The sequence below is a fragment of the Deinococcus sp. HSC-46F16 genome (genome assembly GCF_024171495.1).
GTDB lineage: Bacteria > Deinococcota > Deinococci > Deinococcales > Deinococcaceae > Deinococcus.
In genome coordinates this window covers 41,817-62,728 of sequence record NZ_JALJZW010000009.1, presented here as the reverse complement: position 1 = coordinate 62,728, position 20,912 = coordinate 41,817, and the positions used below count along the sequence as shown (strand labels likewise).

Below are 20,912 nucleotides of genomic sequence, written 5' to 3'. Positions count from 1 at the left end.
TCCTCTCGACTTCTAGACCCCTCGACCCTCCCCCAAGCCTCCCACGACAGGAGCAATTGCTTTGAAAGACTTCAACAAGGTCCGCATCGCCATCGCCAGCCCCGCCCGCATCCGCGAGTGGAGCTTTGGTGAGGTCGAGAAGCCGGAAACCATCAACTACCGCACCCTGAAGCCCGAGCGCGAGGGCCTCTTTGACGAGCGCATCTTCGGGCCGATGAAGGATTACGAGTGCGCCTGCGGCAAGTACAAGCGCCAGCGCTACGAGGGCAAGGTCTGCGAGCGCTGCGGCGTGGAAGTCACCAGCAGCAAGGTGCGCCGCTACCGCATGGGCCACATCGACCTCGCTACGCCCGCCGCGCACATCTGGTACGTGAAGGACACGCCCAGCAAGATCGGCACCCTGCTCGACCTGTCGGCTGGGCAACTGGAGAAGGTGCTGTACTTTTCCTCCTTCCTGGTGACCGATCCCCGCAACGCGCAGAAGGACGGGCGCCCCCTCAAGCGCGGCGAACTGCTCAGTGACGACGAGTACCGCGAGCTGCGCTTCGGGCGGCAGGAGACGTACACCATCCCCAACGGGCAGGAAGCGGTCATCCGTGACGGCGAGTACGTGACGCGCGGGCAGACGCTGGGCGGCAACGTGGTCTCCAAGATGGACGGCCTCGCGCAGTACCGCTTCCCCCGCCGTGCCGAGATCGCCTACGCCGAGCAGGTGGAGGCCTCGCTGCCCCTGCCCGCCGACGTGCTCGTCGAGCAGGACGCCTTCCGTGCGGGCGAGATTCTGGCCGAGCTGGAAGCGGACGTGACGATCACGGCGCCCGTGGACGGCACCGCGTTCCTGCACGACATGGGCGAGGACTCCGTGATGGTGGAGATCCGCGACACCACGGCGGCCGCCGACGAGGACACCGCCGCGCCCCAGGGCGAGGTGCTGGCCCGCGTGTACATCCCGCACGGGATGAGCGTGGCCGTGGCCGAGGGCGAGATCGTGGAAGCGGGCAGCGTCCTGGCGAGCGCCTCGGCGGGCGACCGCCTGCGCGTGAGCCGCGACAGCCGCCTCTCCGGCGTCACCTTCCCCAAGAAGAAGGGCGACGTGAAGGTCACCGCGCACTGGACCCGCCGCGCCGAGTACCGCATCGAGCCGCAGATGCACGTGCTCGTCGGGGATGGCTCGGAGGTCCGCGCCGGGCAGAAGGTCGTCGGCGCGATTGACAAGGAAGAAGAGGTCATCGCGGAAGCCGACGGCGTGATCACCCTGCACGCGCCCGCGAGCATCATCGTCTCCAAGGCGAAGGTGTACGCCTACCAGGACGAGCCCCTCGTCGTGAACGGCGACCGGGTGGAGCCGGGCGACGAACTGGCCGACTCGGGCAACCTGCGCAGTGAGATCAGCGGGCGTATCGAGATCGACCTCGTGCGCAAGCAGGTGCGGGTCATCGAGTCCTACGACTTCGAGGCCAAGATGGGCGCCGAGGCGGTCAAGGAACTGCTCGACGACCTCGACCTCGACCAGCTTGAGGCTGAACTCGGCGAGGCGATGAAGGACAACAGCCGCCACAAGCGGGCCAAGGCCCGCAAGCGGCTGGAGGTCACCCGCTCCTTCAAGCGCAGCGGCAACCACCCGTCGTGGATGATTCTGGAGACGGTGCCGGTCATGCCGCCCGACCTCCGGCCGATGGTGCAGGTGGACGGCGGGCGCTTCGCCACCTCCGACCTCAACGACCTGTACCGCCGCCTGATCAACCGCAACAACCGCCTCAAGAAGCTGATGAGCCAGGGCGCCCCCGACATGATCATCCGCAACGAGAAGCGGATGCTGCAAGAAGCCGTCGACGCGCTGATCGACAACGGGCGGCGCGGCAGCCCGGTCACCAACCCCGGCTCCGACCGCAGCCTGCGCTCGCTGACCGACCTGCTGGGCGGCAAGCAGGGCCGCTTCCGGCAGAACCTGCTGGGCAAGCGCGTGGACTACTCCGGCCGCTCGGTAATCGTGGTCGGCCCGCAGCTCAAGCTGCACCAGTGCGGGGTGCCCAAGCGCATGGCGCTGGAACTCTTCAAGCCCTTCCTGTTCAAGGTGCTGGAGGAAAAGGGCGAGGTCACCAACATCAAGCAGGCCCGCAAGATGCTGGAGCGCTACCGCGACACCCGCGACAGCGTGTGGGACGCGCTGGAAGAGGTCATCGAGGACAAGGTCGTGCTGCTCAACCGCGCCCCGACCCTGCACCGCCTCGGCATCCAGGCGTTCGAGCCGGTCCTCGTCGAGGGTCAGTCCATCCAGCTTCACCCGCTGGTCTGTGAGGCGTTCAACGCCGACTTCGACGGCGACCAGATGGCGATTCACGTGCCGCTCTCGGCCTATGCGCAGGCCGAAGCCCGCATCCAGATGCTCTCGGCGCACAACCTGCTCTCGCCCGCGAACGGCGAGCCCAACGTCAAGCCCAGCCGCGACATCATTCTCGGCATCTTCACGCTGACGCAGCTTCGGCGCGACAACCTCGGCATGGGCACGGAGTTCGGCAGCGAGCAGGACGCGCTGGCGGCGCTGTCGGAAGGCCGCGTGGCGCTGAACACGCCGGTCACCGTGAACGGGCAGGAGACCAGCCCCGGCCGCCTGAAGTACGTCTTCTCCAACCCCGACGAGGCGATCATGGCCGTGGACCGCGGCGAGATCGACTTCCAGGACCACGTGCGGATCATGCTGAACGGCACCCTGCACGAGACCTCCGCCGGGCGCGTGATGTTCCGCCGCCTGGTGCAGGAGGCGCTGGGAGCGCAGGGCCACCTCGTGGACACGCTGGTGAACCTGGAGACGGCCTACGAGAAGGATCACCTCAAGGACATGGTGATGGCCTGCTACAAGGAGCTGGGCGTGGAGGCCACCGCCGGGCTGCTGGACGCGCTGAAGGACAACGGCTTCCGGCTCTCGACCACCTCGGGCATCACCATCGGCATCGACGACATCGTGCTGCCGCCCAACAAGGCGGAGCTGCTCGCGGAAGCCGACGGCAAGCTCGCGGAAATCGAGCAGAACTACGAGTTCGGCTTCATGACCGAAGAGGAGCGCTACAAGCAGGTCGTGCAGCTCTGGAACGACACCACCGACGAGGTGAAGAACGCGGTCTTCGAGAACTTCAGCCGCAACTACCCCTTCAATCCCCTCTGGATCATGTCGCAGTCCGGGGCCCGTGGGAACCCGCAGCAGATTCGTCAGCTCGCGGGGATGCGCGGCCTGATGGCCCGCCCCGACGGCTCGACCATCGAGGTGCCCATCAAGGCGTCCTTCCGCGAGGGCCTGACCGTGCTGGAGTACTTCATCTCGACCCACGGCGCCCGTAAGGGGGGCGCGGACACCGCGCTCCGCACGGCCGACTCGGGGTACCTGACCCGCAAGCTGGTGGACGTGGCCCACGAGGTCGTCGTGCGCGACGTGGACTGCGGCACCACCGACTACACGGTCATGCCGCTGGGCGCGACCGACGAGCGGACCGGCGAGTGGCGTTCGCGCAAGGGCAGCGAGATCGAGACCTCGATCTATGGCCGCACCCTGACTGCCGACGTGGACCTCTCGGACGGCCGCGTGATCGAGGCGGGCGCGATGCTCAGCCTGGAGGACGTGAAGGCGATCACCCGCGACGCCAAGCAGATTGGCGAGGTGTTTGTCCGCACACCGCTGAACTGCCGCGTGAAGGCGGGCGTCTGCCAGAAGTGCTACGGCTACGACCTGTCGCAGGCCAAGCCCGTCTCGATGGGCGAGGCGGTCGGCGTGGTGGCCGCCGAGTCCATCGGCGAGCCCGGCACGCAGCTCACCATGCGCACCTTCCACACCGGCGGTGTGGCGGGCGGCGGCGACATCACGATGGGTCTGCCCCGCGTGATCGAGCTGTTCGAGGCCCGCAAGCCCAAGACCCAGGCTGTGGTCGCTGACCGTGACGGCGTGGTCCGCATCGAGGAGGAAGAGGAACGGTATCTCGTCCGCATCGAGGCCGAGGACGAGCAGTACTCGTCCAAGACCGCGACCAAGATCAGCAAGGGCCTGCGCCTGATCGTGCGCGACGGCGACCGGGTGGAAGCCGGGCAGCCGCTGACGCGCGGCGCGATCAACCCGCACGACCTGCTGCTGTACAAGGACACCGACGCGGCGCAGCGCTACCTGGTGGAAGAAGTGCAGCGCGTGTACCGCTCGCAGGGCGTGAAGGTGCACGACAAGCACATCGAAGTCATCGTGCGGCAGATGCTGCGCTACGTGGAGGTCACCGAGGGTGGCGACACCGACCTGCTCGAAGGCCAGACCGTCGAGCGCTGGGAAGTGGATCAGGCCAACGAGGCGCTGGCCGACGGTCAGACCCCCGCGAGCTGGAAGCCGGTGCTGCTGGGCATCACCAAGAGCAGCCTGACGACCAAGTCGTGGCTCTCGGCGGCGAGCTTCCAGCACACGACGCACGTGCTGACCGAGGCCTCCATGCGCGGCCAGGTCGACGAGCTGATCGGCCTCAAGGAGAACGTCATCCTGGGCAAGCTGATTCCGGCGGGCACGGGCCTGACCACCGTCCGCGAGATGCAGGTCGCCGACGACCGCACGCTGGAGAAGTACGGCGAGGCGGGCAGCAGCACCGACTCGGTGACGGGCACGGGCCGCTACGACGACACCCGCCCCGGCAGCGCGGTGAACACCCCCAGCTACGGCGACTAAGCCTGGGCTGAATCTCCCCTCCCCCACTCGGAAACGGGTGGGGGTTTTTTGTGCCTACTCCTCCCGAATGCGGTCTGTCTCGTCCTGGTACAGGGTTGCGTAGTGCTCGCCCAGCCGCACCAGAAAGCCCATCTCCTCGCGGGTGGTGATGCCGCTGAGGGTGGCCTCGAAACTCAGGAGGAGTGCCCCGTAGGCGAGGCTCCCGGCCCCCAGCAGGGCCAGCAGGACCGGAGCAGCCCCAGTCGTCAGCCCAGACAGTTCGCCCACCCCGATCAGCAGGCTGGTGCCTACCAGCAGCGCGACCGCAACATAAAAGGCCCGCATCGCCCGCTGGAGGTAACGGGTGCGGCGGGTCAGGCGTGGCAATTGGCGCACGATCATCTGCTTTTCCTCGCGGGCGAGGGGTTCGCGCTGACCTTCCTCGGACACGAGGTCCTTGAAGCGGGCGGTCAGGACGCGCACCCGGTCGGTGCTGCGGCCCAGGCGGGCGCTGGTGCTGAGCAGCAGGGTGCCCGCGCCCGAGATCAGCACGGCGGGGGTGATCATGGCAGTCAGGGCGCCGAGGGTGGGGTCGGCCATGGGGTCAGGGTAGGGGGTGGAGAGGGTGGGCAGGTCAGCTCACTGTGAGCGGGGGCCGCTGCAAATGCCGTTCGTGCGGGGCGGGCAGTGGCCGTCGCTGACGCCGAAGTTCCCCTTCTCATCTCCCGTGACCACCACCCGAAAGGGTTGCTCGTCGCGCTCAATCTGGGTGAGGATCGCCCCCTGCCCACCGCTCAGCACCCGGATCACTAGCACTCCCCGCGCCGGAATCTGCCCTGTCCAGCTCAGCCGCTCCCCGGCCCGCACCGGGCGGCTGTCGAGGTTCACCACCTGATTGTTGGGGGTAACGGCCGTCACGAGGACGAGGAGAGGCCCGTCTCGCTGAACCCGTACACGCGAGAAGTCCACGTCTATCACCAGGGGCACGGATGGACCCGAGAAGCGCACGGTTTCGGCGAAGGGCATCAGCGGCAGCGGCGCCCCAGCCCCTCCCGCCAAGGTGGGGGCAGAGAGGACGGCAAAGAGGGCAAGAGCCAGCGGCAGACGGAGACGCATGACCCACCCTATGCCGAACGTCCCGGCCCCCGGACCGCAAAGTCGTCAACCGTGCCTCCCTCCCACCCCCCTCACCCCCGACCCGCTAGACTTTTCTGATGCAGCTTCTCCTCGACCTTCACCCCGACGAGTACCCGCTGGAGGGCTTCCGGCGGCGGCAACTGCTGGAGTGGGTGTTCGTGCAGGGCGTGGGCACCTTCGAGGCGATGACCAACCTGCCCGCCCCCCTGCGCTCGGACCTCGCCGCCCGCTTCCAGCTCAACCCCTTCCGCGAGATCGAGACGGTTCGCAGCGCCGACGGCTCGGCGAAGTACCTCTTCACGCTGCTCGACGGGCGACAGATGGAAGCGGTGTACATGCCCTACCTCGACCGCAAGACGGTCTGCGTGTCCACGATGGTGGGCTGCCCGGCCCGCTGCGCCTTTTGCGCGACCGGGGCGATGGGCTTCGGGCGCAACCTGACGCCCGGCGAGATCGTGGGGCAGGTGCTGGCCGTCGCGGGGGGCGAGGGGCTGGAGCCGCGCGAGATTCGCAACCTCGTCTTTATGGGCATGGGCGAGGCGATGCTGAACTACGACCACACCATGAAGGCCGCCCGCATCCTGCTGCACCCGCAGGCACTGGGCATGAGCAAGCGCCGGGTGACCCTCTCCACCGTGGGGATCGCCAAGGGCATTCGGCGGCTGGCCGAGGAAGACGACCTCGGGCTCAAGCTGGCGATCAGCCTGCACGCCCCTGACGAAGAGACGCGGCAGAAGATCATCCCGACCGGGGCCGCCAACTCCATCGAGGAGATCATGGCCGCCGCCCGCGACTATCAAGCGGTGACCGGGCGCCGGGTGACGCTGGAATACACCATGCTGCGCGGTCTCAACGATCATCTCTGGCAGGCCGAACTCCTCGCCGAGCGGCTGCGCGGGCTGGTGAGCCACGTCAACCTGATTCCGATGAATCCCTGGGACGGCTCGGGCTTCGAGTCGAGCACCGAAGAGCAGATTCAGGCCTTCTACGACGCACTGGAGGAACGCGGCGTGGATGTCAGCGTGCGGCGTTCGCGCGGGAAGGACGCGGGGGCAGCGTGCGGGCAGCTCGCCCTCAAGCGGCCTGGGGCGGCGACGGGCGCTCCGGCCTGAGTGGTCCCCTCTCCCTGGCCTCCCCACCGTGGGAGGTTTTTCTTGGTGTTCAGGATCAGATGAGAGCTGGCTTCATACCACCTTGGCCCTGGGGGCGTGAGAGAATCGCGGCAGCCCACGCACTCCCTTCCCGCGTCAGGGTTACGCAAGACCTCCCCGTCTACGCTCTATCCCACCATTTCCCCCGTTCAGGAGGCCCCTTCCGGTGACCCCAACGAGAACCACGGTACTGCTCGGCCTGCTGCTGGCCGCCGCGCCCCATACGGCCGCCCAGACCCTGCTCGACACTTCGGCGGCGGTGTCCGTCCAGACCACGCTGCTCCAGACCCAGCCAGGGGGGGTGCCGGTCACCGTGCCTGCGGTGCCGACCCCCCCGGGTGCCCCCGCCGCTCCGGGCACGGCCGTCCCCGGCACCCCGGCCGCGCCCCCGCCCCCAGCCCTCACGCCCGCACAACAGCAGACGCTGAGTCAAGGCCGCGAGGCCCTCGGCGCGGGCGACCTCGCGCGGGCACGGCGGCTGTTCGAGTCGCTCGTCGCGGCCCAGTACACCCACCCCGAGGGGCATTTCGGCCTGGGCCTGACGCTGCTGGCGCTGAACGACCTGCGCGGCGCGGCGTTCGAGTTCTCCCGGCTCCGGGAACTGGCCCCCGACCGCTTCGAGGCGGCCTACAACCTCGGCGTGATCGCCAGCCGCGAGGGCCGGTTCGCGGAGGCTCGGCGGCTGTACGAGGAAGCGGCGACCCTCTCGCGCGGCAAGGCCGGACCCGCCGCCGAGCGGCAGGTGCTCGAGGCGCTGGCGGGCGAGCAACTGCGGGCGGGCGACTGGGCCGCGCTGAGTGCCACGCTCGCGCAGGCGGCGGCCCTCGACCCCTCGGACCGCGCCCTCGCCTTCCGGCTGGCGCAGGCGCAGGTGCGGGCGGGGCAGGGGGTGCAGGCGCTGCCGGGCCTCTACGCGCTGCTCTCGCGCGAGCCGGGCCGGGCGGACGCGGCGCTACTACTCGCGGACATCTACGTGGGGCAGCGCCTGCCGGAGCGGGCAGTGCGGGAACTCGACACCGTGCTGCCCCGCGTGACGAAGGCGAGCGACCGGGCTGGCCTGCACCTGCGCAAGGCCGACGTGCTCGCCGCCGCTGGGGACACGCGCGGGGCTGTGCTCGCCGCGCAGGAGGCCACCCGGCTGGACCCCGCCCGCCCCGCCGCTTTCGCCCGTTTGGGGGAGCTGCGGGCGCTGCGCGGCGACCGCGCCGGGGCGCAGGCCGCCTACGCGCAGGCCGCCCGCCTCGCCCCGAAGGACGCGGGGATTCGCACGGCGCTGGGCGCTGCGCGGCTCGCACTGGGGCTGAATGCCCAGGCCCGGCAGGACGCGGCGCAAGCGCTGACGCTGAAGCCCGACGCCGCCACCCGCGCCCGTGCCCTGTACGTGCAGGGCGTGGCCGCCTACCGCCTGGGTGACCTCGCCACCGCCCGCACCGCCCTGCGCCAGAGCACCCAGGCGGCTCCGGGCGCGGACGCCTACCTGTGGCTGGGGCTGACCGCCTACGCGCAGAAGGACTACGCGGGCGCGGCCGGGGCGCTGACCACCAGCGTGAAGCTGGACCCCACCCCCACCGCCCGCCAGAACCTCGGCTCGGCACTGCTGGCCACCTCGCGGTACGCGGAGGCCGAGGCGATCCTGCGCGGCCTGACCGGGGAGCAACCGCGCAACGCGGAGGCCTGGTACCTGCTGGGCCTGAGCCTGCGGTCGCAGGGGCGTGAGGCGCAGGCCCGGCCCGCCCTGAAGACGGCCGCCGACCTCGGGCACCGCCGCGCGGCGGAGGCGCTGCGATGAGCCGCGCCCAGCGTCCGGGGTCCGCCCCCCGCTGGCCCGACCTGCTGATCGGCCTGCTCGTCGTGCTGCTGCTCGCGGGCTTCGCGGCCCTGCTGATCGGGCAGCGGGAGGACACGACCGCAGAAGCCCCCCCGCCCGCCGTGGTGGAGGAAGTGCCCGAAATTCCCGTCGCGCCGGGCACCGACCTCGGCGTGGGGCCGGTGCAGGAGCCGACCCCCGCGCCGGAGGCGAGTGCGGCACCGGAGGAGACGCAGCCCACCACCGAACCCGAGGCCACCACGCCGCGCGAGGAGACGCCTCCCGCGCAAGCGGAGCCGGAAGCGGCGGCCCCAACGCCGACGCCCAGCGAAGCTGCCGGGCCAGCGGCCGAGCAGGCCGCTGAGCCGACCCCCCCGGCGCCCGAGGCCAGCCCCGCCAAGCCTCCCGCCGCCTCCAGCGATCCCGCCGTGGTCGCCGCGACGCCCATTCCGGCGGCTCCCCCGGCCCCCCCCGTGCCCGAGGTGACGCTGCCCAAGCCGAAGACGACCATTCCGCTGAGTCCCCCGGCGGGCAGCGCGGCCACCCCCCCCGCTTCCGAGGCGACGCGCCCCGAAGCCCCGGAAAGCACGTCCCCGGAGGAAACGGGGGCCACAGCCTCCACCCCCCCGGCCCCGGCCCGGTCCGGCTCGGCGGTGGCCCCCAGCGAGGAGCGCACGCCGCTGCGCAGCGACTACCGCATCAGCCTGGGGACCTTCGGGTCGGAGGCCGAAGCCCGCCGCGCCGCTTCGGGCGTGTCGGACGCCGGATACCCGGTGTACGTGATCGACCTCGGCGCCCAGGTCGTGGCCCAGGTCGGCCCCTACGGGGACGAGACGACCGCCCGCCGGGCGCTGGCCGACATCCAGCCCCGCGCCCCCCGCGCCGTGCTGTACGCGCCGCGTGGCCGCACCCTGACCGGGGGCGGCAGCGAGACCACCGAGGCGGCAGCCCCGGCCGAGACGCCTGCCCCCGCCGCGCCGCCCGAGGCCGTCCCCGACGAGCCGGAAACGCCGCCTGCCGCCCAGACCCCCGCCCCCGACGGCCCGGTCTACCTTCAGGTGGGTGCCTTTGACCGCCAGGAAAGCGCCGGGCGGCTGGTCGGAATGCTGCGCGACCTGGGCTTCTCGCCCACCGTGAACGCACCGGAAAACCGCAAGGTGACTGTGCTCGTCGGCCCCTACAGCGGTGAGGCCCTGCTGGAGGCCGAGCGCCAGCTCGACGCGAACGGCCACGACCACTTCAGGATTCGCTGATGACCGGGATTCCCACCGCGACCATCAGCCGTCTCGTGACCTATCTGCGCATTCTGGAAGGTCTGGAAGCGCACGAGATCAGCCGCACGAGCAGCAATGACCTCGCCGAGCGGGCCGGGGTGACGGCCTTTCAGGTCCGCAAGGACCTGGCCTACTTCGGGCGGTTCGGCACGCGGGGGATGGGCTACACGGTGCCCATCCTCAAGCGCGAGCTGATGCGGGTGCTGGGCCTGAACCAGACCTGGAACGTGGTGGTCGTCGGCGTAGGGCGGCTGGGGCAGGCCATCGCCAACTATCCCGGCGCGAGCGACTACCAGTTTCAGTATGTCGGCCTCTTCGACGTGAACCCCGACGTGGTGGGGCGCACGGTGCGTGGCCTGACCGTGCGCCACATGGACGAGTTGCCCGAGTTCGTGCGCGGCAACAAGGTGGACATGGGCTTTCTGGCCGTGCCGCCCGACCACGCGCAGGACGCCGCGCAGGCGCTGGCCGGAGCGGGCGTGCGCGGCATTCTCAACTTCGCGCCCACGGTGATTCAGCCCCGCATGCTGGAACGGGCGGGGCAGCAAGAAATCAGTGACGAGTGGCGTGCTGTGATTGTCGAGAACGTGGACTTCCTGGCCGGAATGAAGCGGCTCGCCTTTTACATCCTGAACCCACACCTGAACGCCGTGGACCCGGAGGAGACTGAATGAAGAGACGACTTGTCGCCCCCCTCGCCCTGCTTGCTGGCCTGGCCCTGAGCGCGTGCGGAAGTGCGCCGGGACAACTTTCGGGGAAGCGCGTCTCGGTGGGCGTGGACGCCGCCGACGCGGGATCGCAGGTGACCGTAACCCGTAGCTACACCCCCGAGAGGATCGACGATAAGGGCAATGTGACTCCCGCCAGCGAAACCTGGGCCATCGGCGAGGCTGGACCCGTGGAGTTCACATTCATGTCGCGCCCCGGCTCTGACGCGGTGTATATCACGGGGTGGCGGATTGTCCGCTACGACTTCAACGGGAAGGTGTCGGAAGAAGTCTCGGCATCCAACAAGATCGACATCTATGTGCCCTCTGGCTGGACTTGTCCAGAACGCGATACGACGCTGCCCAGCCATCAGTCGTGCCAGATGTACACGACGGACGGCAAGATTCGCAGCGACGTGCAGCCCGCCAACGGCCTTCCGACCTCTCCTCTGCGACTGAACTTTGCCGGAGCGCTGGTCAGCGAGGTGCAGCGGACGCTGGCCGGGGCATACAGTGAGGTCGACATCGAGTTCACCGGCTACAGCAGCAACAATGAACCCGTGGTTGTCAAAGCCCAGCCCGTGCTGAGCCGCGCTTACAAGGCAGGGAACTGACCCAGGCAGACGACAACACGAGGAGGCGGGGGCTGAGTCAGCCCCCGCCTCCTCCCCTTTTCCTGCTCAGAACTTGATGGTGTACTCCGCGAACCCGTCCTCTCGCGTCCGCAGCAGCGTGGCGCCAGCGGGTAGGCTCTTGGCGGCGGTCGGGCTGCTGACGTACAGCAGGGTCGCGCCGGGGATGGGCGTGAGCTTCCAGTTGCCGTCGGCGGTCGGATTCACCGTCTTCTGCTCGTTGAAGTACTTGACGAGCGCCTCGCGGGTCTCGTCAGGAGCCTGGAGCACGATGTTCTTGCCGTCCAGGCCGGGGAAGGAGCCACCCCCCGAGGCGCGGTAGTTGTTCGTGGCAATGACGAACTGCTGCGCGGGGTCAATGGGCTTGCCCTGGTACTGGAGGTTCTTGATGCGGCGGGAGTCCGGGTTGACCAGCTTGCCGCTGCGGTCGTAGCGGGCGGGCTGGGTCACGTCGATCTCGTAGGTCACGCCGTCGATCACGTCGAAGTTGTAGGTGGGGAAGCTCTCGTCGACGAGGGCCTGCGGCTCGGTCTTGGTCGGGTCGATGCGGTTGAACTGCCCGGCGGAGCGCTCCAGCCACTCCTGCACCTGTGCCCCGTTCACGAGGACGGCCTGCACGGTGTTGGGGTAGACGTAGAGGTCGGCGACGTTCTTGATCGCCAGCGTTCCGGCGGGAATATCGGTGTAGTAGCTCACGCCCGCGCGGCCCCCGGCCTTGAAGGGCGCGGCGGCAGACAGAACGGGGAGGTCCTTGTACTGGCTGTTCGAGAGCGCGGCCTTGACGTAGGCGAGCTGCGCGTTCGAGACGAGCTGCACGCTGGGATCGTCCTGTACCAGCGACCAGTAGGAGGTCACCGGGGCCGTCAGATCGGCCACCTTGCCGCGCACATAGGCCAGGGTGCCCTCGTGGGCCTTGTTCACTGCCGCCGCGATCACGGGGTCGGGCGTGACGAGGTTCTTCTTGGCCGTCTTGTCCCAGATCGGGCGGATGCTGCCCTGGGCGTCGGCGATGGTCCACTTCTGGGTGGCGCGGTTGTAGTTCAGCTTCAGGTCGGCCACGCCGAGGTTGTTGCCCCAGAAGCCGGGCATCAGCACGACCTTGCCGTTGATGGTGCCCTTTTTCAGGTCCACGCCGGACACGTCCTTGTAGGCGCTGCCGGGGAACTCGAGGTGGCTGTGGCCGGTCAGGACCACATCGATCCCCTCCACGCCGGTCAGGGCCGCGCCCGCCTGCTCGCCGCCCGTGGTGTAGGCGCCCTGGTTGATGCCGGTGTGGGCGAGCGCGACCACGATGTCCGCCCCCTGGGCCCTCATCTGGGGCACGAACTTGCGGGCGGCCTCCACGATGTCGGTCACCTGCACCTTGCCCTCGAGGTGGGCGCGGTCCCAGTTGAGGATCTGGGGCGGGGTGAAGCCGATCACACCGACGTTGATGAAGTAGGGGCGGCCGTCGGTCGAGTACACCAGCTTGCGCTGCACGACAAAGGGCGTGTACTTGTTCGTGCCGTCGGTGTTCAGCACGTTGGCGTTCACGTAGGGCATCGGGGCCGAGGCCAGCACGCGGTCGAGGTAGTCGAGGCCGTAGTTGAACTCGTGGTTCCCCAGGGTCGCGCCGTCGTAGCGCAGGGTGCGCATCGCCTGGTGCATGGGGTGCATCTGGCCGTCTTTCAGCGGCTGCACGCGGGCCGCGAAGTCGCCCAGGGGGTTGCCCTGAATCAGGTCACCGTTGTCGAAGAGCAGCGTGTTGCGCTTCTCCTCGCGGGCCTGCTTGATCAGGGTGGCGGTGTACTCCAGCCCGAACTCGCCGGTGGGCTTGTCCTGGTAGTAGTCGTAGCCACGCGCGGCGGTGTGGAGGTCGGTCGTCTCGAGAATCCGCAGTTCGACGGTCTGGGCGCCCGCCGCACTGAGCAGCAGGGCCGTGGTCAGGGCAAATTTAGTCCGCACGCCCTCCAGAATACGGTGACAGGTCAGGCCCGTGTGAAGGGGCCAGCGCCCCCGGTCCAAGATCGCGGGCCGCCCCCAGCCCCAGGAGACCCAGGGTGAGGTCGAACTCGGCCAGCACATTTCCGATGACCTCGCGCACGCCCGCTTCCCCCGCGAGGGCGAGGCCGTACACGTAGGGGCGACCCAGCAGCACCGCCCGTGCGCCCAGCGCGAGGGCCTTCGCCACGTCCGACCCGGTGCGGACGCCGCTGTCGAGCAGCACGGGGAGCCCCCCCGCCGCCGCGACCACGCCGGGCAGGGCGTCGAGGGCCGCCACCTCGCCGTCGATCTGCCGCCCGCCGTGGTTGGACACGATCAGGCCGTCCACCCCGCGCCGAACGGCCTCCCGCGCGTCGTCGGGGTGAAGGATGCCCTTGAGGAGGATGGGCAGCCGGGTCCACTCGCGCAGGCGGCCCACGTCGTCCCACGACAGGTCGGGGCGGGTGTAGGTCGCGGTAAAGCGGGCGGCGGCCGAGCGCATCTGCCCGGCACTCAGCCCGAAGGCGCGGCCCTTCGCGGCAAGGTCGGCCCCGGTGCGGATCAGGGCGGGGGTGCGCGGGGGCTGCACGTCGGGGGCAGGCAGTGGCGTGCCCAGCCGCGAGCGGAACACCGGGTCGCTGAGGTACTGCGCCAGCCCGCGCCCCCGCAGGAAGGGCAGGCTGCCGAGGTCGAGGTCACGGGGCCGCCACCCCAGCAGCGTCGTGTCGAGGGTCAGGACGATGGCCGCCGCCCCGCACGCCTCCGCCCGGCGCACGAAGGAGCGCGTGACCTCATCGTCGGTGCCCCAGTAGAGCTGAAAGAGGCGCGGAGAGTCGCCCATCGCCTCCGCGCACGTCTCCATCGGCACCGACGCCTGCGAGGAGAAAATGAAAGGGACGCGCTCGGCGGCGGCGGCACGGGCGACGGCGAGGTCGGCCTGCGGGTGCGCGGCCTCCAGCACGCCGATGGGGGCCAGCAGCAGAGGCGAGGGCAGCGAGAGGCCCAGCAGCTCCACCCCGAGGTCGCGTTCGCGGGTTCCGCTAAGGCGGCGGGGCATCAGCCGCACCCGCTCGAAGGCGGCGAGATTGGCCCGCATGGTGCGCTCGGCCCCGGCCCCGCCCGCGACGTAGGCGAAATCGGCCGCGCTCATCTTGGCCTTGGCCGCCGCCTGAAGGCGTTCGGGAAACACGGGAACGGCGGGGCGCTCACCGCCGAGGCCGCGCACATACAGGCGCGTCTGCCGGGCGCGGCCCGGTCCGGCTGGGGGATTGGTCGTCATGGGGTGCCTCCGGGGGGATGTGGGGCAAAGCATAGCCCCCGGTGAAGGCGGGGCGGGCCGACAACCCGCCTCCCCTGCCTATGCTGGGCCGAGTTCCCCCCATCCCCGCTCCACCCCCAGGAGGCCCCATGCCCCCCAAGACTCCCCAAGCCCGCCGCCCCGACCCCTCGCCCACCGCCTCCGTGCAGACGTTGGGCCTCGCGGCTGTGCTGACCATGCTCGGCGCGGTCGTGGTGGCCCGCTCGCGGGTGCGCCCCAACGAGGACCAGTTGCTGGACGCGGCCCGGCGCGTGCTGAGCGCCGTCCTGCCTACCGACCGCCCCTTCGCCGTGAAGTTCTGGAACGGCGAGGAACTCCCCGCGGGCGTGTCCGACCCCACCGCCCGCCTGATCCTGAACTCGCCCGAGTCGCTGGGGCGAATGCTGAACCTCCCGCTCGACGTGGCGCTTGGAGAGGCGTACCTGCGCGGCGACTTCGACATCGAGGGGGACTTCGGGGCGGTCGTGGGGCTGGCGGACACGTTGAATCCGCAGTTCACGCCCGCGCAGGTGGCGAGTCTGCTGCGCGACGTGGCTCTTCTGCGCCGGGGGGTGGGGACGAAGCCGCCGAAGCCGCTCGCGCAACTTCATGGGGAGGCCCACAGCCGCGAGCGGGACAAGCAGGCCGTGCAGGCCCACTACGACGTGTCCAACGACTTCTACAAGCTGTGGCTGGACGAGCGGATGGTGTATTCGTGCGCCTACTTCCCCACCGGCACGGAAACGCTGGACGCGGCGCAGGAGGCCAAGCTGGAGCTGATCTGCCGCAAGCTGCGGCTGAAGCCGGGCGAGCGCCTGCTGGACATCGGCTGCGGGTGGGGCGGGCTGGCGATCTACGCGGCGCAGCGGTACGGCGTCTCGGTGCTGGGAGTGACCCTCTCCGAAGCGCAGTTGCACGAGGGGCGGGCACGCGTGAAAGCCGCCGGGCTGGAGCACCTCGTCACGCTGGAGCTGCGGGATTACCGCGACGTGACGGGCGAGTTTGACAAGATCAGCAGCGTCGGCATGGCCGAGCACGTGGGCCGCCGCAACATGGGCGAGTACTTCGCTACCGCTTACCGAGTGCTGAAGCCGGGCGGCCTGATGATGAACCACGCCATTGCAGACGGGCTGGGGCAGGCGCGGGTGCCGATGGTGATCCAGTCAGGCAATTTCGCCCGGCGCTACGTCTTTCCGGACGGCGAGCTGCTCCCGATCTGGGAGACGCTCAAGTACGCCGACGCCGCCCTCTTCGAGGTGCGGGACATGGAGAACCTGCGCGAACATTACGCCCGCACGACGGCCGAGTGGGCGCGGCGGCTGGAGGCGCGGGAGGATGAGGCGCTCGCCGCGCTGGGCGAGGAACGCTACCGGCTGTGGCGCATCTACCTCAACGCCTGCGGGTACTACTTCGCGCACGGCCACCTGAGCATCTTCCAGACGCTGCTCGCCAAGCCGGACGAGCGGCGGCAGGTGCCGATTCCGCCGAGCCGGGCGGACATCTACGCGGACGGGCGGGCATAGCTACAGCGTTGCGGCCAGCCGAGCGAACAGGGCGGGCATGGGCGGTCCCCCTCCCCCATTGACCCACCCGAAGCGGCGGTCGCGCAGGGTCGCCCCCTCCCCCACGCCCATCCCACCGGGAAAGCGGGGGCGGAAGTCGAGGGGGGCCTGAATCACGCGGGCGCCCGGCAAGGCGGGGAGCGCCCGCTCCACCTCCCGCGTATGGCCGAAGTGAAAAAGGTGCACCTCGCCGCCGTCCTGCCAGGCGAAGCGGGCAGTCAGGTGGTCCGATGTGTCCAGCGAGCCGTGAGCGGTCACATGCCGCGCGACCAACCCAGGCCGCAGCCTGAACGTGACCTCCAGCGCCTGGCCCAGCGCCCCGAAGCTGCCGACAAAGGGGCGGGTGAGGTCGTAGCCCTGCACGTTCTTGACGGTGCGCCCGCCTGCGCGGACCACCCGGCCCGATGGACTACGAAAGGTCACCCCCAGCACGTCGGAGGCGAAAGGGAAGGTCTGCCCGAACCCCCCGCGCGAGACGAGGCCGCCGACCCCACCGGGCAACTCCACGGGAGGGAACGGCGGGTAGAGGCCGGGGGGCAGGGCCGCGTAGACCTCCAGCAGCCCCGTGTCGCCGCTGACCGTGATGGTCTGGTCGCTGGGCGAGAGGTCAAGGATGGGCATGGGCTTTCCCTTCCTCGTCGGGGAGAATCTTGCCGGGGTTGAGGAGGCCTGCCGGGTCGAGCGCCCGCTTCACGTCCCGCAGCGCCCCCAGCGTCACGGGGTCCACGGCCTCGCGCATGAAGGGCCGTTTCATGGTGCCGATGCCGTGCTCACCGCTGAGCACGCCGCCGTGCCGGAGGGCGACGAGGGCGACGGCGTGGGCAAGGTCATGGACCGCCTCCGGCAACTCGCGGCGGGGGTCGTAGAGGATGTTGGGGTGCAGGTTGCCGTCCCCGATATGCCCGAACTGCACGACGGGCAGCCCGGAGGCGTCCCCCAGCGCCCGAATCTCGCGCACGACCTCCGGCAAGGCCGAGCGGGGCACCACGATGTCCTCGTTCATGCGCTGCGGGCGGATGCGGCCCAGCGCGGGGCTGACGCTGCGGCGGGCCTGCCACAGGGCGGCGGCCTCGACATCGGTGGCCGCCCGGCGCACGGTGCCCCCGGCCTCCCGGCAGGCGGCCTCCACCAGAGCCCGTTCCTCCTCCACCGTGTCCAAGTCGTCGCCGTCGGTGTCCACCAGCAGCACGGCCCCGGCATCTCGCGGCAGCCCCAGGGCGAGGTAGTCTTCCACCGCGTTCGTGCAGGCCTGATCCATAAATTCCAGCTTGGCGGGGACGGCTCCAGCGGCGATGGCCCGGCTCACCGCCTCGGCGCACTCGCCCACCTCCGGGAAGCTCGCCAGCAGGGTGCGGGTGTACTTGGGCGGCGGCGTGAGGCGCAGGGTGGCTTCGGTGATCAATCCCAGCGTTCCCTCCGAGCCGATCAGCAGCCCGGCGAGATCGTAGGCGTCGCGGGTGAGTTCATGCACCTCGCCGTCCGCGTCCACGAACTCCAGCGCCCGCACGTAGTCGCCCGTCACCCCATACTTGAAACACAGCGGCCCGCCCGCGTTCTCCCCGAGGTTGCCGCCGATGGTGCTGGTGCGGAAACTGGCCGGGTCGGGGGGATAGATCAGGCCGTGGGGCCGCGCGGCCTCGGTCACGCTCAGCGTCACAACGCCCGCCTGCGCCCGTGCCTCGCGCCGCTCCGGGAAGACCTCTAGGCGGGTCATGCGGGTAAAGGAGATCACCAGCCCGGTCTGCATCGGCACCGCGCCGCCACTCAGGCCACTGGCCGCACCGCGCCCCACGATGGGCACGCCCGCCGCCCGCGCCGCCCGCACGGCCGTCACCACGTCCGCCGTGGATTCGGGCAGCACGACCGCCAGCGGCGTTGCCCCGAACTGGATGGCGTCGTAGCGGTAGTTCCGCCGCTCGGAGAGGTTGGAGAGGACCTTTGTGGGACCGAGGCTGCGGGTCAGCTCAGCGGCCAGTGGGTTGTCCGGCCTGCCGTCGGAGCGCGGTTTGGGAGCGCGGGAGCCAGGGGTGAGGGCGGTTTTGCGGGGGGTCATGCCCACACCTCTGCAATCTTGGCCGTCTCGCAGGGCCAGGAACGTATGCTGCTCCCGGAGGCCCCATGAGTCACCTTTCGAGAAGAACCGCGCACATATGGCTCGTCATCCTGCTGTTTCTCTCGTGCACAGGGCTTGGCTGGTTCGTGGCGCAGGTGGCCGAGAACGCCAGTGCCTGGTGGATGGTGGCCTTTTACGCCCTGATGGGTGCAGGCTCGGTTATCGGCGTGTACCGTCACAGTTCCCCCCGGTAGGCCAGGTCCAGCACCTCGACCGTGTGCAGCACGGGCACCCGGCCCCCCTGCCGCCGCACATGGCTCCCAATCTGCGTGTGGCAGCCGATATTGCCGCTGGCGATCAGGTCGGGCGTGGTGGACAGGATATTCCGCGCCTTGCGGACGCCGAGTTCATTCGCCAGCGCAGGCTGCTCGAGGTTGTACGTCCCCGCCGAGCCGCAGCACAGGTCGCCTTCAGGAGCCTCCACGACCGTCACGCCGGGAATGGCCCGCAGCAGCTCGCGGGGCGCGGCGCGGACGCCCTGCGCGTGGGCGAGGTGGCAGGCATCGTGGTAGGCGACGGTGAGGGGGCGCGAGGCGGGCAGGAAGGGTTCGAGGTCCCCGCCGTGCAGCAGCCCCGCCAGGAACTCGGAGAGGTCCTGCACCTTCGCCGCGAAAGCCTGCGCCTGCCCCTCATCCGGGAGGCCGTGCAGGACCACCGGGTATTCCTTGAGGCCCGCCCCGCACCCCGCCGCGTTGGAGAGAATCGCGTCGTACTCCTCGGGGTCGAAGGCGGCGAGGTTCTGCCGGACCAGCCGCAGCGCCTCCTCCCGCGCCCCGGTATGCAGGGCGGCGGCCCCGCAACAGCCCTGACCTTCGGGAATCACGACCTCTATCCCGTTGCGGGCCAGCACGCGCAGGGTCGCGGCGTTGAAATTGGGCGTCAGGGCCTGCTGAGCGCATCCGGCGAGGAAGGCCACCCGGCCCCGGCGCTTGCCCCTGGCCGGGGTGACGGGCGGCTGAGGCTGCATGGCGGGCACCCGTTGCGGCAACAGGTCGAGGGGCGCTCGCAGGGTGGCGGGCAGCAGCGGCGCGAGGGGCTTGGCGTACTGCCCCACACGGGCGGCCACGCTGAAGACCTTCGGGGCCGGAAGAATCTTCAGGATGCCCGCCCGCTTGGCCCGGTCGAGCGGTGAACGCTCGCGCTGTGGTTCGCTCCAGCCGCGAAAGCTGGTGATGAGTTCCCCGTAGGGCACCCCACTGGGGCAGGCGGTCACGCAGGCCTGGCACCCCAGGCAGCGGTCGAGGTGCGGGGCGGCATCCGCGAGGGGCAGCGTGCCCTCCAGCACCTCCTTCATCAGCACGATGCGCCCGCGTGGGGAGTCCATCTCGTCCCCCAGCAGCGCGTAGGTCGGGCAGGCGGGCAGACAGAAGCCGCAGTGCACGCAGGCGTCGACCGCGTGCGCCATCACCTCGCCCTGCGGCCCCAGGGCGGGGACGGGGATGTCGTGCTGCATGGGGGGAAGGTAGCAGCTTCGGGGGGGCGGCAATCAGACCCAGGCAGCAAAAGCGGGCGGCCCCCTCACCCCCGCCGAATCTGCGCCAGAATCCCCGCCGCGATCTCCTCCACGCTGGCGGAGGTGGTGTCGCGCACCGGAATCCCGGCCCGCTGAAAAAGGCGCTCGGCCCGCCGGACCTCGTGCTCGCACTGTTCGAGGCTGGCGTAGCGGCTTCCGGCGCGGCGCTGGGTGCGGATGGCATGCAGCCGCCGGGGGTCGATGGTCAGGCCGTGCAGCTTGGCGCGGTGCGGCTCCAGCGGAATGGGCAGCCGCTCGCGCTCGAAATCGTCCTCTGCCAGCGGATAGTTGCTCGCGCGGACCCCGTGCTGGAGGGCCAGAAAGAGGCTGGTGGGCGTCTTTCCGGCCCGCGAGACGCCGACCAGAATCACGTCCGAGAGGCCGTACTGCTTGTCGCCCACCCCATCGTCGGTGGCGAGGGCGAAGTCGAGGGCGTCCATGCGGGCGAGGTAGCTCGTCTGGTCATGCATGTCGTGGTAGCGGCCCACGCTGCGGGCGGCGGGCATCCCGAACTCGGCCTCCAGCGCGGCGAGGCCCGGTCCCAGCAGGTCGAAGAGGTGGGCGGGGGCGGCCTCCAGCTCAAGCAGCACGGCGGCGTCGGTGACCGTGGTGAAGATCAGGGGCCGCTCGCCCCGCCCCGCCAGCGCCGAGACCTCCCGCGCCACGCCCCGCGCCGCCTCCACGGTGGCGACGAAGGGGCGCTGCAAGTAGCGCAGCGGCTGTCCCGGAAAGTGGGCCAGCAGCGCACGTGCGGTGGTCTCGGCGGTCAGGCCGGTGTGGTCCGAGACGATCAGGACGGCGCGGGGCAAGGTCATACGGGCAGGGTGACACGCCGGGCGGGGGGCCGTGTCATAGGGTTTCCGTCCAATCCGTTCTCCCATCGGTGCCCTCTCGATGGGAGAACTCCTTTCCCGGCAACCGTTTTCTTCCTTCTCCCTCTGCTGGCGCAGCTCTGCGAGTCCGGTTGGGCTGAACAGTTAGAAGTTAGAAAACTGTTCAACCGGAATCCGTGTCACTCCAGATGGAACGCCCCGCCGGACGCGGCCGGGGTAAGCTGGGGGGGTTCCGCAACACCAACCCCCGCCGCT

Annotated in this window: 15 protein-coding genes; 7 read left to right on the top strand and 8 right to left on the bottom strand. The window is 70.1% G+C overall.

Annotated features, from left to right (window positions below; all coding sequences use genetic code 11):
• Positions 1 to 61 precede the first annotated feature (61 nt).
• Positions 62 to 4,690: a DNA-directed RNA polymerase subunit beta' gene (gene rpoC / locus L1280_RS14940; RefSeq protein WP_253583142.1), complete on the top strand. Its 4,629-nt coding sequence runs from the start codon at positions 62 to 64 to the stop codon at positions 4,688 to 4,690.
• Between the two features lie 54 nt (positions 4,691 to 4,744).
• On the opposite strand, the gene L1280_RS14935 is transcribed toward rpoC, so the two are convergent.
• The gene (locus L1280_RS14935) at positions 4,745 to 5,269 is read right to left on the bottom strand and encodes a DUF2721 domain-containing protein (RefSeq protein WP_253583140.1); all 525 of its coding nucleotides are present in this window, start codon (positions 5,267 to 5,269) and stop codon (positions 4,745 to 4,747) included.
• Positions 5,270 to 5,308: 39 nt separating this feature from the next.
• Complete coding sequence (locus L1280_RS14930) at positions 5,309 to 5,785, bottom strand: hypothetical protein (RefSeq protein WP_253583139.1); 477 nt, start codon at positions 5,783 to 5,785, stop codon at positions 5,309 to 5,311.
• A 98-nt stretch (positions 5,786 to 5,883) separates the two neighbouring features.
• Between L1280_RS14930 and rlmN the strand changes: the two genes are divergently transcribed.
• From rlmN to L1280_RS14905, 5 genes are all read left to right on the top strand, one after another.
• Positions 5,884 to 6,918: a 23S rRNA (adenine(2503)-C(2))-methyltransferase RlmN gene (gene rlmN / locus L1280_RS14925; protein WP_253583137.1), complete on the top strand. Its 1,035-nt coding sequence runs from the start codon at positions 5,884 to 5,886 to the stop codon at positions 6,916 to 6,918.
• Positions 6,919 to 7,123: 205 nt separating this feature from the next.
• On the top strand, positions 7,124 to 8,746 hold the full coding sequence (locus tag L1280_RS14920; RefSeq protein WP_253583135.1) for a tetratricopeptide repeat protein: 1,623 nt from the start codon (positions 7,124 to 7,126) through the stop codon (positions 8,744 to 8,746).
• The gene (locus L1280_RS15765; RefSeq protein WP_305881884.1) at positions 8,743 to 10,017 is read left to right on the top strand and encodes an SPOR domain-containing protein; all 1,275 of its coding nucleotides are present in this window, start codon (positions 8,743 to 8,745) and stop codon (positions 10,015 to 10,017) included. Before L1280_RS14920 ends, L1280_RS15765 begins: the two co-directional genes overlap by 4 nt.
• Complete coding sequence (locus L1280_RS14910) at positions 10,017 to 10,712, top strand: redox-sensing transcriptional repressor Rex (protein ID WP_253583134.1); 696 nt, start codon at positions 10,017 to 10,019, stop codon at positions 10,710 to 10,712. The genes L1280_RS15765 and L1280_RS14910 overlap by 1 nt, the downstream gene beginning before the upstream one ends.
• Entirely contained in the window at positions 10,709 to 11,359 is a 651-nt protein-coding gene (locus L1280_RS14905; RefSeq protein ID WP_253583131.1) for a hypothetical protein, read from the top strand. The genes L1280_RS14910 and L1280_RS14905 overlap by 4 nt, the downstream gene beginning before the upstream one ends.
• 66 nt (positions 11,360 to 11,425) lie before the next feature.
• On the opposite strand, the gene cpdB is transcribed toward L1280_RS14905, so the two are convergent.
• A complete protein-coding gene (gene cpdB, locus L1280_RS14900; RefSeq protein WP_253583129.1) occupies positions 11,426 to 13,321 on the bottom strand; it encodes a 2',3'-cyclic-nucleotide 2'-phosphodiesterase in 1,896 nt (631 codons plus the stop codon).
• On the bottom strand, positions 13,311 to 14,618 hold the full coding sequence (locus L1280_RS14895; protein ID WP_253583127.1) for an alpha-hydroxy-acid oxidizing protein: 1,308 nt from the start codon (positions 14,616 to 14,618) through the stop codon (positions 13,311 to 13,313). Before L1280_RS14895 ends, cpdB begins: the two co-directional genes overlap by 11 nt.
• 128 nt (positions 14,619 to 14,746) lie before the next feature.
• On the opposite strand from L1280_RS14895, the gene L1280_RS14890 reads away from it, so the two are divergent.
• A complete protein-coding gene (locus L1280_RS14890) occupies positions 14,747 to 16,159 on the top strand; it encodes a cyclopropane-fatty-acyl-phospholipid synthase family protein (RefSeq protein ID WP_253583125.1) in 1,413 nt (470 codons plus the stop codon).
• On the opposite strand, the gene L1280_RS14885 is transcribed toward L1280_RS14890, so the two are convergent.
• The 4 genes from L1280_RS14885 to L1280_RS14870 form a co-directional block, all read right to left on the bottom strand.
• On the bottom strand, positions 16,160 to 16,819 hold the full coding sequence (locus tag L1280_RS14885) for an FAD-binding oxidoreductase (protein ID WP_253583124.1): 660 nt from the start codon (positions 16,817 to 16,819) through the stop codon (positions 16,160 to 16,162).
• Entirely contained in the window at positions 16,806 to 18,251 is a 1,446-nt protein-coding gene (locus tag L1280_RS14880) for an FAD-binding oxidoreductase (RefSeq protein ID WP_253583122.1), read from the bottom strand. Before L1280_RS14880 ends, L1280_RS14885 begins: the two co-directional genes overlap by 14 nt.
• A gap of 235 nt (positions 18,252 to 18,486) precedes the next feature.
• Positions 18,487 to 19,764, bottom strand: coding sequence for a glycolate oxidase subunit GlcF (gene glcF / locus L1280_RS14875; RefSeq protein WP_253583120.1), 1,278 nt, complete (start codon positions 19,762 to 19,764; stop codon positions 18,487 to 18,489).
• 65 nt (positions 19,765 to 19,829) lie between these two features.
• The gene (locus L1280_RS14870) at positions 19,830 to 20,639 is read right to left on the bottom strand and encodes a pyruvate, water dikinase regulatory protein (protein ID WP_253583118.1); all 810 of its coding nucleotides are present in this window, start codon (positions 20,637 to 20,639) and stop codon (positions 19,830 to 19,832) included.
• Positions 20,640 to 20,912: the final 273 nt, after the last annotated feature.

What these genes read in the sequence shown, in the direction of transcription:
- L1280_RS14910 (WP_253583134.1), top strand. Translation starts at nt 10,017, where the DNA reads ATGACCGGGATTCCCACCGCGACCATCAGCCGTCTCGTGACCTATCTG.
- L1280_RS14930 (WP_253583139.1), bottom strand. Translation starts at nt 5,785, where the DNA reads ATGCGTCTCCGTCTGCCGCTGGCTCTTGCCCTCTTTGCCGTCCTCTCT.
- L1280_RS14895 (WP_253583127.1), bottom strand. Translation starts at nt 14,618, where the DNA reads ATGACGACCAATCCCCCAGCCGGACCGGGCCGCGCCCGGCAGACGCGC.
- L1280_RS15765 (WP_305881884.1), top strand. Translation starts at nt 8,743, where the DNA reads ATGAGCCGCGCCCAGCGTCCGGGGTCCGCCCCCCGCTGGCCCGACCTG.
- L1280_RS14880 (WP_253583122.1), bottom strand. Translation starts at nt 18,251, where the DNA reads ATGACCCCCCGCAAAACCGCCCTCACCCCTGGCTCCCGCGCTCCCAAA.
- L1280_RS14890 (WP_253583125.1), top strand. Translation starts at nt 14,747, where the DNA reads ATGCCCCCCAAGACTCCCCAAGCCCGCCGCCCCGACCCCTCGCCCACC.
- glcF (WP_253583120.1), bottom strand. Translation starts at nt 19,764, where the DNA reads ATGCAGCACGACATCCCCGTCCCCGCCCTGGGGCCGCAGGGCGAGGTG.
- L1280_RS14885 (WP_253583124.1), bottom strand. Translation starts at nt 16,819, where the DNA reads ATGCCCATCCTTGACCTCTCGCCCAGCGACCAGACCATCACGGTCAGC.
- rlmN (WP_253583137.1), top strand. Translation starts at nt 5,884, where the DNA reads ATGCAGCTTCTCCTCGACCTTCACCCCGACGAGTACCCGCTGGAGGGC.
- L1280_RS14935 (WP_253583140.1), bottom strand. Translation starts at nt 5,269, where the DNA reads ATGGCCGACCCCACCCTCGGCGCCCTGACTGCCATGATCACCCCCGCC.
- L1280_RS14905 (WP_253583131.1), top strand. Translation starts at nt 10,709, where the DNA reads ATGAAGAGACGACTTGTCGCCCCCCTCGCCCTGCTTGCTGGCCTGGCC.
- L1280_RS14870 (WP_253583118.1), bottom strand. Translation starts at nt 20,639, where the DNA reads ATGACCTTGCCCCGCGCCGTCCTGATCGTCTCGGACCACACCGGCCTG.